The following is a 12,181-nucleotide window of genomic DNA, read 5'->3' as shown; positions in this document are numbered from 1 at the left end:
GCAGCATCGCGCGCGCAGCGAACCGCTACGGTACAGGTAAAATAAATAGGGATGGAAGGCCCGCACCCGGGCGAGAGAAACCAACCAGTTGGCGGCACTTTCCAAAGCGGAGCCCTCCCTTTTTTCCTTTCCTACACACCCCCTGATCGCTTATATTGCAACCGTTCACCGATAAGAATTCCCCTCCCGGCCGAAAGGTCACACTCGGCGAGCAGCAGCGGGACCCGGATTGGCCGAAATCCGGGGTATTGGGGCAAAAGTCACGGAAATTAAAAGCGCGCGTTTCCGTAAAGTTGACAACAATCCGGGATAGCGCATGTGAGGCCAATGTGATATTTCTTCTAGACGCATCACATTGGCGTGTGATAGTCCGTTCCCACTATCACAGCGAGAAAGCGAGTCCATGAGCAAAATCCTGATCGAGCAACTGATCGAACTGATCGATTCCGGCAAGCAGACCCGCGCTGGCCTCGCCCGCGCCGCCGGCCTGCACGCTAACAGCCTGCGCAGCCTCGGCCAGGAAGACTGGAACCCAACGGCGGAAACGCTCGGCAAGCTGGAGACCTATCTGGCGCGCGGCGGCAGCGGCGTGATGGCGACGGCGGAAGAGATCATCAACGAGGCGCGCAACGGCCGCATGTATATCCTGGTCGATGACGAGGACCGGGAGAATGAGGGCGACCTGATCATCCCGGCGCAGATGGCGACCCCCGACGCGATCAACTTCATGGCCAAATATGGCCGCGGCCTGATCTGTCTGGCGATGACCCGCGACCGGGTCGAGGAACTGGGCCTCGACATGATGAGCGCCAACAACCGCGGCGCCTATGAAACCGCCTTCACAACCTCGATCGAGGCGCGCGACGGCGTCACCACCGGCATCAGCGCCGCCGACCGCGCCCGCACCGTGGCGGTGGCGATCGACCGCACCCGCGGCAAGGACGATATCGTCACGCCGGGCCATGTCTTCCCGCTGCAGGCGCGCAACGGCGGCGTGCTGGTCCGCGCCGGCCATACCGAGGCGGCGGTCGACGTTTCGCGGCTGGCCGGCCTTAACCCGGCCGGCGTGATCTGCGAGATCATGAAGGATGACGGCGAGATGGCGCGGCTCGACGACCTGATCGAATTTGCCCAGCATCACCGCATGAAGATCGGCACGATCCGCGACCTGATCGCCTATCGCCTGCGCCACGACCATCTCACCGAGCGCCGTGAGGAAGCGCGCTTCACCAGCCGCTGGGGCGGCGAATGGAACGCGATTACCTTCTACAACAGCGCAACCGAGAGCGAGCAGATCGTGCTGCAGAAGGGCCATGTCGATCCCGACAAGCCGACCCTGGTCCGGATGCACGCGACCGCGATCTTCTCCGACCTGTTCGGCCAGGACACCGGCCGCGCCAACATGCTGCAGGAATCGATGAAGATCATCGGCGAGGAAGGCGCAGGCGTGATCGTCTTCATCAGCCCGCGCGTCCCCGACCTCTATTCGCGGCAGGTCCGCAGCCTCGGCGGCGGCAAGCCGCCACCGATGGACCAGCTGCGCGACTATGGCGTCGGCGCGCAGATCCTCAGCGAACTCGGCGTGCACGACATGGAGCTGCTGACCAACACCAGCCACGACCTGGTCGGGCTGGACGCCTATGGCCTGCGGATCATCGGCCAGCGCCCCGTGCCCGCCGGCGATGGCAGCGAAGCAAGCAAGGAATTGGAGACGGCCTGACCGTCTCGTCATCCTGAACTTGTTTCAGGACCTCTCTACCCCACGGGATCCTGAAACAGGTTCAGGATGACGACTATGAAAGAAAAGAAAATGGCAAAATTCCTGATCGTCGAAGCGCGGTTCTACGACCATCTCAACGACATGCTGATCGAGGGCGCGACCGAAGCGCTGAAGGCGGCTGGCCACGAACATGACGTGATCACGGTGCCCGGCGCGCTGGAGATTCCGGCCGCCATCTCGCTGGCGATCGACAGCGACCTCTACGACGGCTTTGTCGCGATCGGCGTTGTCATCCGCGGCGAAACCTATCATTTCGAAATCGTCGCCGGCGAAAGCGCGCGCGGCATCACGGCGCTGACCATGGACGGCGCCGCGATCGGCAATGGCATTATCACGGTGGAAAATGAGGATCAGGCCCTGGCCCGCGCCGACAAGTCGCGGAAGAACAAGGGCGGCGAGGCGGCACAGGCGGCCATCGCAATGTATGAGCTGGGCTTGAAATATAGCAACTGACGGCAACAGGACTCGTGTCCTGCCGCCGTCAGTGCAATCGCCTTACTCCGTAGGGGCAGGCGTCGCGGCGGGTGCCTGGACACCGGCCAGGGCGGCATCAAATTCCGCTTCGGTCATGGTGATCGCGATTCCGCCATCGGCCTGGGTCATGAAGGCATCCACCGGAAGCTTCACTTCCTGGCCTTCGTGATCGACGGTGACGAATTCGGGGTCGCTTTCCTGGATGGTACCGATTACCGCAGCGCCGGTTACCGATTTAACCTCGGTGCCCGGTGTCAGGCTGGCCATCAGCTGCGCCTTTGCGTCGGCCGCAGCCTTTTCCACGGCGGCATCAAGATCAGCCTTGCTCATCATGATCGACAGGCCGTTCTCCGCCTTGGCGAAGGAAGCGGTCCCGAGCGCGGCCTTGTTGGTACCGGTATCGACCACAACAGCGCCTTCGCTGACCGATTCAACCGTACCGACTTCGCCGCCATTGGGTCCGTAGACCTTCATGCCGGCCTTGGCTTCAACGGTCGGCGCGGCGTCCTGCGCGAGGACCGGTGTGGATGCCAGCAGCGCGGCGCCCGTTACCAGTTTCAGAAAATTTTTCATGTTCTACTCCTTGGGGTTACAAAATGGCCATTTAAATACGAGATTCTGGCTAAAAAATGGGGGTGGAAGTTGTTAAGGTGATTGAGGCGAGCCGACCCCTCCGCAAGGCAGGGCGTGCCAGCGATGCGATCGGCGGCCTGATCCGGCTCATGCGGCCTTCCGGGTCCGCTTGTGCAGGCCTTCCCTGACTTCCTCGATGATCTTCGCGCTGAACGCGTCCAGATCGCCGGGATTGCGCGACGTGATAAGGCCATTGTCGACCACCACTTCGCTGTCTTCAAAGCGCGCGCCGGCATTGACCAGGTCGGTCTTGATCGACTTGTAGCCGGTGACATTGCGTCCCTGCACCAGATCCGCTTCGATCAGCAGCCATGGCGCGTGACAGATGGCCGCGATCGGCTTGCCGGCATCGAAAAAGGCCTTCACAAGTTCAACCGCCTTGTCCTCGACCCGCAGCAGGTCGGGGTTGATCTGTCCGCCGGGCAACACCAGCGCATCAAAATCGTCTGCGCTTGCGCTGTCGAGCGTGATATCGACTGCGATGCTTTCGCCCCAGTCCTTCTCGTCCCAGCTCTTGATCGACCCGGATTCGAGCGACACGATCGTTACTTCGGCGCCGGCGTCCATCAACTGCTTTCTTGGTTCAAACAGTTCCGATTTTTCAAAACCGTCTGTCGCCAGAATTGCTATTTTTGCATTGGAAATCTTTGTCATTTCTCTGTGCCTTTCGTTGGAGGTTACACCATATCTACGCGGCGCATCGGCCATTGGTTCCGGCAAACGGCAAATCCGTGGGGCCAGCCGACACGGTTCCGGCCCGGAATTTGGCGGGACCGCACGGCCGTTTTTGCCCCATTGATCGGAACCAAAGACCATCCGAAACGTACTCTTGATATGTACAGCGCTCCGCCAGTGCGTTGAGCGCGTCAACGAAAGGAAAGGAACAATATGACTATCAAGACTGCAGACCTTCGTGACATGAAGACCGACATCAAGCAGGCCGACCGGGCGACAATGGCCGAAAAACTCGGCGAGACTCTGGCTTCGACCTACGTGCTGTATCAGAAGACCCAGTCGGTCCACTGGAATGTGACCGGCCCGCTGTTTGTCAGTGTCCACAAGCTGACCGAAGAACAATATGAAGACCTCGCGGCATCCATCGATGCGATCGCGGAGAGGATCCGGGCGCTGGGCGCCAAAACCCCGGTTGGCCTGTCGACCTATATCAACAACAGCGTGATCGATGACCAGGTGGAATGGGGCGACGTGGAAGCCATGCTCAAGCAGCTGTCCGGCGACAATCTCGCGGTGGCCGATCAAATGCGCGAATTCGTGAAAATCGCCGAGAATGCGGACGATGTGTTTACCGCGGACCTGCTGACCTCACGGGTCGGAGCGCTTGAAGAGGCATCCTGGATGCTGTCCGCCAGCCTGTAATTGCCGCAAGATCAAGGAACGACATATATGAAAAAACAATTGGACAAAACCAGAGCCCGTCAGGGTTTCACCACCCGCCACATGGTCATCGTGCTCGGTATATCCACCATATCGGCGATCATCGCGCTAGGCGTCGTGATGGGTTTTTTCTGAACCGGCTTGACCCTTTTTACGGGCGCCTTGCCGCCCCTGTCTCTGGCAGGGGCGGTCTTTTTTTGGGCTATTGGCTAGCCGGACCTCGGCAGCCCTGGCGTGAATCACGAGTCTGCTTGACCAAATCCATCCCGTCTCTATTTTAGAACAAACCATGAACAATAGCGATTCGCATTCGGCTGGAGTTTCCGAACTCTCGCCGGCCAACATTCCTGCCGTGCCCAAAACGGCCAGCCCAAAAGCCGCTGCGCTCAAAGCGCGGCTCGGCAGAATCCTGGCTGCATCCGGCGTCAAATCTGCGGACCGGGATGACGGGCCGTCCCACTTCACCCTGGGTGTCGACAGGATCGATGCCGCCCTGCGTGGCAATGCGGGAATTGACGGCCTGCCCTGCGCCGCCTTGCACGAAATGCATGCCGCAGACAAAAGCGACCGGACCAGCGCTGCGGCCCTCGCCTTGCTGCTCGCCCAGCGATGCCGGGCGCTGCAACCCGCCCATGGACCGATATTGTGGGTCAGCGACAACGGCGAGGCGAGACGGCAGGGCCGGCTCTACCCGCCGGGACTGGCGGAACTCGGGGTCGAACCATCCAGCCTTGTCCATGTCGATGCACCGAACAGCATCGCAGCGCTGCGCGCGGCCGCCGACGGCGTACGGTCGCCGGCAATGGGCGCGGTCATCATCGAACTGTCGGGCAAGAAACCCAGAGGTCTCGACCTGACGGCGACAAGGCGGCTGTCGCTGTCGGCGCAAAAGTCGGGGGTACTCTGCCTGTTGCTGCGCACCGGCAGCGATGCCGAAAACCCTCTGCCGACCGCCGCCTTCAGCCGCTGGCAAGTCGGGCCGGCACCGTCCGTCGCGCTCGCCGGCAATGCCCCCGGCTATCCTGCCTTTGACATCAGCCTGCTGCGCCACCGCAGCGGTCTTTACGGGCTCAGCGCCCGACTGGAGTGGAACCGTGACGATCAAGTCTTCCGCGAGCAGCAGGAACAGGACACGCCGCAATCTGGCACTGGTCCTGTCCTGGCTGCCGTCCGAACGGATCATCCGGGCACTCGGGCCGCCTGAGCATCCGTTTGCGCTGACCACAAAGATTCGCGGCGCGATGGTGATCATGGCGGCGGACCGGCAGGCCGTGGCCCTGGGCTTGGGACCGGGCATGAAGCTCGCCGATGCCCGGGCGCGGGTACCGGACCTGCTGACCTTTGACCATGATTCGCTGGCCGACGCCAACCTGCTGTCGCGGCTGGCGGAAGCCTGCGAACGTTACACGCCGATGGTCGCGGTCGAACCGCCCGATGCCCTGATCCTCGACATCAGCGGCGCGGCGCATTTCCATGCCAGCGAGGAAGCGCTGGCGCAGGATGCCGAGGACCGGCTCGACGCGGTCGGCCATGGCATCAGCTGGGCTCTGGCCGGAACGCCGGATGCCGCACTGGCGCTGGCCCGGCACGGACTGAAGGAAGGCGCCGAGGCGCAGCTGCCGGTGGCGGCGCTGGCCATGGACGACAAGATTCATCAGGCACTGGAACGGGCCGGGCTCTACAGGATCGGCGATCTGGCCGAGCGTCCGCGCGCCAATCTGGCGGCGCGCTTCGGGATGCAACTGACGGTCCGGCTCGACCGGATTCTCGGGCTGGAGGACCGGCCGATCGATCCGCTGCGCCGGATCGGCAATATCGTCACCGAGCGCCGCTTTGCCGAACCCCTGACCCATATCGACGCCGCCCTCGCCTGCCTGTCGGAACTGTTCGCGGAAGCCGCCGAACGGCTCAACGAGCGCGGCCAGGGCGCGCGGATGATCCGCATGCTCCTGTTCCGCTGCGACGGCGATATTGCCCGGCTCGGTCTGGAAACCGGTGCGCCGACCCGCGATGCGGCGCTGTTCCAGCGGCTGCTGCGCGAGCGGATCGCGGCGCTCAACGACGCGCTCAATCCCGGTTTCGGCTATGACCTGATCCGGCTGAGCATCGCTGCGGCGGAACCCCTGGCCCCGCAGCAACTGCGGCTCGCGGGCGGCGAGGACCGGCAGGGTGACGAAGTCGCACTGGTCAGCCAGCTCAGCACCCGGCTGGGCCGCGAGCGGGTGCAGAAATTTGTCGCCGCGGATAGCCATATTCCGGAACAGGGGCTGCTCGCGCTGCCCGCTCTCAACGCCCCCGCGCCGGTGGCGTGGCAGATGCAGCGATGCGGCGAACCGCCGGTTCGGCCGCTGCACATGTTCGACCCGCCACAGCGGGTACAGGTGATCGCCGAGGTCCCCGACGGCCCGCCGCACCGATTCACTTGGCGGCGCAAGACCCACCAGGTGATCCGCTATGAAGGACCGGAACGGATCGCCTCGGAATGGTGGCAGCGCAAGGACGGGCAGCAGCCCGGCAACGGTGGCCTGACCCGCGACTATTACCGCGTCGAGGATGCGCGCGGCCGGCGCTACTGGCTGTTCCGGCATGGTCTCTATGGCGAGGAAAAGGCGAATCCGGACTGGTATGTGCATGGGCTGTTTGCGTAAGAAACCTTCTCCCCAGGGGGGAGAAGGATACGGCGCCTTGCTTGCGCAGCAAGCTAGGCAGAGTTGGATGAGGGGGTTCGCAGGGCCGAGAGGGAGGAGCACCCTCACCCAGCTACGACTAACGAACAAGTTCGTAAGTCTGCGCAACCAGTTTGTCCCAGTGCGCGGTAAACCATGCCCCCAGCATGGTTTAGAAACAGTCTGGGAGACTGTTTCGACCGCGCTCTGGGCCAAACTCCCTCAAGGGAGGGGGCAATGACGGCCTTCGCCGAACTTGCGGCCTCCACCCACTACAGCTTTCTGCGTGGCGCTTCCTCCCCCGCCGACATGGTGCTGCAGGCGATGGCACTCGGGATGACCGGGATCGGCATTGCCGACCGCAACAGCGTCGCCGGCGTGGTCCGGGCGCATGCCGCCTTGCGCCTGGCGCGGGAGGATGCAGAGGAAGAGGCTGTCACGCTCCCCGACTTCAAGCTGATCGTGGGATCGCGGCTGCTGTTCGCCGATGAGACGCCGGAGACCATCGTCTACCCGCTCAACCGGCGCGGCTGGGGGCGGCTGACCCGGCTGCTGTCGACCGGCAATCTGCGGGCGGAAAAGGGCGAGTGTTTTCTGTACGAGGCGGATCTGCTGGAATGGTGCAGCGAGGACTGGGCGCTGGTCATCCTCCCCGAAGCGTCAGCTTTGGGGAGGGGGACCGTCAGCCATAGCACAGCGGCGGCTGATGGTGGAGGGGCCTCGTGCGTCGCTATCGCGCACCGGCCCCTCCACCATCCTGCGGATGGTCCCCCTCCCCCCGCTGCGCGCGCGGAGGATATTGTCCCAAGGCTCCGCCCCCTCACCCCCCATATCTGGCTCGGCGCGACGATGCCGCGGTCCGGTCCCGACAAGCGCTATCTTGCCGGTCTGCACGGTCTCTCCCAAGCGACCGGCATTCCCCTGCTCGCCACCAACGACCCGCTCTATGCGACGCCGGAGCAGCGGCCGCTGCACGATATCCTCACCTGCATCGCCGAAAAGACCACGATTCCCAAGGCCGGCCGCCTGCTCGCCGCCAATGCCGAGCGCCATCTCAAGCCACCGCAGGAAATGGTGCGCCTGTTTCGCGACCATCCGGAAGCGATTGCCGAAACACAGAAGCTGCTCCGGCTGGTCGATTTCACCCTCGACGAGCTGAGCTATCATTATCCCGAGGAACCGGTGCCCGACGGCTGGACGCCGCAGGGCTGGCTGGAACATATCACCTGGTCCGCCGCCCATGCCCGTCACGGCGCGACCCTGCCGGAGCGATTGCGCGCCAAGGTCGAGGAGGAACTGCGGCTAATCGAGAAGATGGCCTATGCGCCCTATTTCCTGACCGTCCACGATATCGTCAAATTTGCCCAGGGCCGGAAGATCCTCTGCCAGGGCCGCGGTTCGGCCGCGAACAGCGCGGTCTGCTATCTGCTCGGCATCACCTCGGCCGACCCGATGGAGCATGACCTCTTGTTCTCGCGCTTCATTTCCGAGGAACGCCGCGAGCCCCCCGACATCGACGTCGATTTCGAGCATGAACGGCGCGAGGAGGTGATTCAATATATCTACGAGCGCTATGGCCGCCACCGCGCCGGTATTGCCGCGACCGTGGTCCATTATCGCTCGCGCAGCGCGATCCGCGAGGTCGGCAAGGCGCTCGGCCTGTCGGAGGACATCACCAGCCGCCTGTCGAGCACCGTCTGGGGCAGCCATGGCAGCGGCGCGCCCGACAAGCGCTTTGCCGAAACCGGGCTCGACCCGGACAATCCGGATATCCGCCGGCTCGGCGATCTGGTCGGGCAGATCCTGCAATTTCCCCGCCACCTCTCCCAGCATGTCGGCGGCTTCGTCCTCACCCAGGACCGGCTCGACGAGACCGTGCCGATCCACAACGCGGCGATGGACGATCGCACCTTCATCGAGTGGGACAAGAATGACATCGACACGCTCGGCCTGATGAAGGTCGATATCCTGGCGCTCGGCATGCTGACCTGCATTCGCAAGGCGTTTGTATTGATGGAGAGCATCAATATCCTCCCCGAAGCTTTGGCTTTGGGGAGGGGGACCGCGCGAAGCGTGGTGGAGGGGCCGCCATCTCGACCCATTGCCCCTCCGTCACGCCTTCCGCTCGCCACCTCCCCAAAGCTGCGCTTCGGGGAGGAAAAATGGACCCTGCAGAACGTCCCCCACGAAGACCCGGCCACCTATGACATGCTGTGCAGGGGCGACAGTATCGGCGTGTTCCAGGTCGAGAGCCGCGCCCAGATCAACATGCTGCCGCGGCTGAAACCACGGGAATTTTACGATCTGGTGATCCAGGTCGCGATTGTGCGCCCGGGTCCGATCGAGGGCGACATGGTCCACCCCTATCTGCGGCGGCGGTCGGGCATGGAAAAGATCACCCTGCCGTCGCCCCGGCCACCGCACGATCCGGACGAACTGAAATCGGTCCTCGGGCGAACCTTTGGCGTGCCATTGTTCCAGGAACAGGCGATGAAGCTGGCGATCGTCGCCGCTGATTTTTCGCCCGGTGACGCCAACAAGCTGCGCCGCGCGATGGCCACCTTTCGCAATGTCGGCACGATCCACCATTTCCGCGAGAAGATGGTCATCGGCATGGCCGCCAAGGGCTATGAAGCGGATTTTGCCGAACGCTGCTACAAGCAGATCCAGGGCTTCGGCAGCTACGGCTTTCCGGAAAGCCACGCGATCAGCTTTGCCCGGCTGGTCTATGTCTCGAGCTGGATCAAGTGCCACCACCCGGCGGTGTTCGCGGCGGCTTTGCTCAACTCCCAGCCGATGGGCTTCTACGCTCCGGCCCAGATTGTCAGGGACGCGCGCGAGCATGGTGTGGAGGTGCGGGAACCGGATGTGAATTTCAGTGATTGGGACAACCGGCTGGAGAGGAACATCCTCCCTGAAGCGTCAGCTTCGGGGAGGGGAACCGTCAGCCAGAGCGAAGCGGCGGCTGATGGTCCCCCTCCCCCCGCTTCGCGCGGGGAGGAAATATCGCTCCGCATCGGTTTCCGCCAGATCGACGGTTTTCGCGAAGCCTGGGCCGATCAGATTCTCGCCGCCCGCCCGTTCCGCAACATCGAGGAACTGGCCCACAAGGCAAAACTCCCCGCCCGCGCCCTGCGCCTGCTCGCCGATGCCGATGCCTGCCGGTCGCTGGGGCTGGATCGCCGTCAGGCGCTGTGGGAGGTGCGCCGGACGCCGGTCAATACCCTGCCCCTGTTCGAGGCGGCACAGGCGAAAGAGCTCGGGGCGGAACAGGATGCGCGCCTGCCGGCGATGACCGGCGGCGAGCATGTCGTCGCCGACTATCAGAGCATCCGCCTGTCGCTCAAGGGCCATCCCATGGGATTCCTGCGCGACCGCTTGCGGGCGATGGGCGTGCTCAGCTGCGCCGAGCTGGCCGCTGCGCCCAACGGCTCGTTCCAGCGCGTAGCCGGAGTCGTCCTGATCCGCCAGCGGCCCGGCAAGGGCAATGCGGTGTTCATCACGCTGGAGGATGAAAGCGGCGTCTCCAACCTGTTGCTCTGGGCGCGACGGTTCGAGAAAATGCGCCGCCCGGTGATGGCCGCCCGGCTGATGCTGGCCAGCGGCGAGGTCCAGCGCAGCGTCGAGGGGGTGACCCATCTGATGACCACGCGGGTAGAGGATTATACGTTCATGCTCGACGAGATCACCACCCGCGACCGGCCCAACATGCCGATGGCCCGCGCCGACGAGGTCAATCGCCCGGTCTACCGCAACGAGGACCGGCAGGCAGCACGGTCAGCGCGCGAGACCGCCGGACCGCCGCGGCCCGCCTATCCCCGCCACGGCCATCCGCGCAATGTCCGGATCCTGCCGAAATCGCGGGATTTTCACTGAGCGGGCATATCCTCGAACTGGCGCTCGCCGCTGCCGAACAGCAGGTAGAAGATCAGGCCGAAGACCGTCACTCCCGCCGCAACCGAAAAGAGGATCGCCCACGATCCCGTCGTCTGCAGGATCCAGCCGCTCACCGACACGCCGATGATGCCCGGAATGGTACCCGCCGTATTGGTGATGCCCATCAGCGTGCCGCTGTGCTGCGGCGCGATATCCATATGGTTGATGAAAAAGCCGGGGACCGCGAAGGCACCCAGCGCGCTGCCGGCGGTCATGATCGCGATCGCGGTCGCCGGATCGTCGACCAGCCCGACCAGCGCCAGCGACGTGGAGATGCCGCCGAAGCCGATCGCCATCATCAGCTTGCGGACCCGGGTCACGGTCATGCCCCCCTTGACCAGCCGGTCGGCCATGTTGCCGGCGACATTGAGGAAGATGAACGCGGCAATATGCGGCATCATCGCGAACAGGCCGACCGAGGCATAGTCGACGCCCAGCCCCTTGTTGACGAAGGTCGGCAGCCAGGCGAGCAGCACGTAGAGCGACCAGTTGTTGCAGAAATGGGCAACGATGATCGCCCAGACCGGCATGCTGGTCAGCAGCGCCCGCCAAGGCGTCGGCGGCGTCCTGCCGGCAGCAATGGTGCCGGCTTCGATGATCGCGATTTCCTCAGGACTGATCCGCGCCTGCTGCCGCGGACTGGGTGCGATCAGGTAGTGCCAGGCGATACACCAGAGAAAGCCGGCCGCGCCAAACAGGTAGAAGACCCATTCCCATCCCATACTGTCGACAATGACCGGCGTTACCAGCAGCGCGAACACCGTACCGAGGGGAATGCCGCCGTTGGAGAAGGACACCGAGCGCGCCCGTTCCTTCAGCGGGATCCAGCGCGCATATTGTGCGAATATCGCCGGAAAGGTCACCGCTTCGCCCATGCCCATCAGGATTCGTACCATCACCAGCACGACCAGTCCGAAGGCGGCGGCCGGCGGGGTGATCAGGGTGAACAGCGACCAGAGGAGAACGCCAAAGCCGAGCACCACCTTGCCGCCAAAACGGTCGGCAAGCTTGCCGCCGATGATCTGCAGCAGCATGTAGCCGATGAAGAAGCTCGACAGCACGAGTCCCTGCGTCGTCAGGTCCCAGCCGTAGGTTTCGACCATCGGTATGATCGCCACCGAGATAGCGACACGGTCGATATAGCAGATGAAAATGGCCAGAAAGGCCATGACGACCAGCTGGTGGCGTTTTTGCATTGATATCCTCCCCTTAAACCCCAGTCTCGTTTACTCTCGACTGAGTGAATAACTAACCTCTTGCATATCCGGACTCGATTTGCTATAGTTTCATTTGTAAC

10 protein-coding genes are annotated in these 12,181 nt (G+C 63.4%); 7 read left to right on the top strand and 3 right to left on the bottom strand.

What is annotated here, in order from left to right; genetic code table 11:
* The first annotated feature begins 403 nt into the window (after positions 1-403).
* Positions 404-1,720 carry a 3,4-dihydroxy-2-butanone-4-phosphate synthase gene (gene ribB, locus V7650_RS04905; protein WP_335655127.1) on the top strand — a complete coding sequence of 439 codons (1,317 nt, stop codon included), beginning with the start codon at positions 404-406 and terminating at the stop codon, positions 1,718-1,720.
* Between the two features lie 90 nt (positions 1,721-1,810).
* Complete coding sequence (ribH, locus tag V7650_RS04900) at positions 1,811-2,233, top strand: 6,7-dimethyl-8-ribityllumazine synthase (RefSeq protein WP_335655326.1); 423 nt, start codon at positions 1,811-1,813, stop codon at positions 2,231-2,233.
* 42 nt (positions 2,234-2,275) lie between these two features.
* On the opposite strand, the gene V7650_RS04895 is transcribed toward ribH, so the two are convergent.
* On the bottom strand, positions 2,276-2,827 hold the full coding sequence (locus V7650_RS04895; protein ID WP_335655126.1) for a hypothetical protein: 552 nt from the start codon (positions 2,825-2,827) through the stop codon (positions 2,276-2,278).
* A 147-nt stretch (positions 2,828-2,974) separates the two neighbouring features.
* A complete protein-coding gene (locus V7650_RS04890) occupies positions 2,975-3,541 on the bottom strand; it encodes a type 1 glutamine amidotransferase domain-containing protein (RefSeq protein ID WP_335655125.1) in 567 nt (188 codons plus the stop codon).
* Positions 3,542-3,775: 234 nt separating this feature from the next.
* On the opposite strand from V7650_RS04890, the gene V7650_RS04885 reads away from it, so the two are divergent.
* The 5 genes from V7650_RS04885 (at position 3,776) to V7650_RS04865 (ending at position 10,824) form a co-directional block, all read left to right on the top strand.
* Positions 3,776-4,264 carry a Dps family protein gene (locus tag V7650_RS04885; protein ID WP_335655124.1) on the top strand — a complete coding sequence of 163 codons (489 nt, stop codon included), beginning with the start codon at positions 3,776-3,778 and terminating at the stop codon, positions 4,262-4,264.
* A gap of 27 nt (positions 4,265-4,291) precedes the next feature.
* On the top strand, positions 4,292-4,417 hold the full coding sequence (locus tag V7650_RS04880; RefSeq protein ID WP_335655123.1) for a hypothetical protein: 126 nt from the start codon (positions 4,292-4,294) through the stop codon (positions 4,415-4,417).
* Between the two features lie 154 nt (positions 4,418-4,571).
* On the top strand, positions 4,572-5,486 hold the full coding sequence (locus tag V7650_RS04875; protein WP_335655122.1) for an ImuA family protein: 915 nt from the start codon (positions 4,572-4,574) through the stop codon (positions 5,484-5,486).
* Positions 5,377-6,930, top strand: coding sequence for a Y-family DNA polymerase (locus V7650_RS04870; RefSeq protein ID WP_335655121.1), 1,554 nt, complete (start codon positions 5,377-5,379; stop codon positions 6,928-6,930). Before V7650_RS04875 ends, V7650_RS04870 begins: the two co-directional genes overlap by 110 nt.
* A 255-nt stretch (positions 6,931-7,185) precedes the next feature.
* Entirely contained in the window at positions 7,186-10,824 is a 3,639-nt protein-coding gene (locus V7650_RS04865; RefSeq protein WP_335655120.1) for an error-prone DNA polymerase, read from the top strand.
* On the opposite strand, the gene V7650_RS04860 is transcribed toward V7650_RS04865, so the two are convergent.
* Positions 10,818-12,080 (bottom strand): ACS family MFS transporter, encoded by a 1,263-nt coding sequence (locus V7650_RS04860; RefSeq protein ID WP_335655119.1) that lies wholly within the window; start codon positions 12,078-12,080, stop codon positions 10,818-10,820. The two genes, V7650_RS04865 and V7650_RS04860, sit on opposite strands and share 7 nt — an antisense overlap.
* Positions 12,081-12,181 lie beyond the last annotated feature (101 nt).

This window comes from Parasphingorhabdus sp. (genome assembly GCF_036964565.1).
Classification (GTDB): domain Bacteria; phylum Pseudomonadota; class Alphaproteobacteria; order Sphingomonadales; family Sphingomonadaceae; genus Parasphingorhabdus.
Note: the sequence above shows the minus strand (reverse complement) of the source record. Positions and strands in the feature narration are given on the sequence as shown.